This window comes from Rhodococcus sp. BS-15, from assembly GCF_000813105.1.
Lineage (GTDB): Bacteria > Actinomycetota > Actinomycetes > Mycobacteriales > Mycobacteriaceae > Rhodococcoides.
Genome location: NZ_BAOX01000619.1, coordinates 1 through 705, shown reverse-complemented (window position 1 = coordinate 705; position 705 = coordinate 1). Strand labels below are relative to the sequence as shown.

At 69.9% G+C, this 705-nt stretch carries 1 protein-coding gene; it reads right to left on the bottom strand.

Annotated elements, in window-relative coordinates:
• Positions 1–705: hypothetical protein (locus tag RHBS_RS29510; RefSeq protein ID WP_187298689.1), on the bottom strand; the 705-nt coding region annotated here is incomplete at both ends.

The following is a 705-nucleotide window of genomic DNA, read 5'->3' as shown; positions in this document are numbered from 1 at the left end:
TCCGCGGCCTCCACCGAGGTCCGACGCCTCCTCCGTGCGCCCGTCGAGCGCGAGGGCGCGGACCAGATCACACGCCACCATCGGTTCCATCGACCGCTGGCCGAGTGTGCCCGCGAGTGTGTAGGCCTCCGAGCACCAGCGAATCGCCTCGGCCGCGTGGCCCTGCGAGAGTAGTAGACCTCCGCGGGCCCACCCGAACCACGCCTGCTGCAGCGGCGAGAACTGTTCCACCGCTTCGTCGTATCGATAGCGAGCGAGTGCAGTGGCCTCCTCGAAGTTGCCGGCGCAGGCAATCGTGAAGCACCGCGTCAGATCCAGCACCGTCGCCGCCGGATTGTCGGGCTCGGGCTGCACCCGGGCGAGCGCAGAGAACGCGGCCGACAATCGGCCTGCGACGGTAGCCCCGGCGGCGACGGCGAAGCTGGCCGAGATCAGCGTCGCGCCGACGAGGTCGTCCATCAGTGGTTCGAGCAAGGCCAGCGAACCCGCCGTATCGCCGATCGCATGCATCATCAGGCCACGCTGCGCTCGCAGCTGCGTGCGGACGGCGGGATCGACGACGGCATGCTCGGTGCTGGAGTTCAGCGCCAGCGCCCGCGTCGGATCCGCCAGCCGCAGCACCATGTTGTCGGTACACGCGCGCACGGCCGACGCGCGCCGAATGTCGTTGTCCGCCCCGCGAAGAAGCTCGTCGAGCCGCTGCTG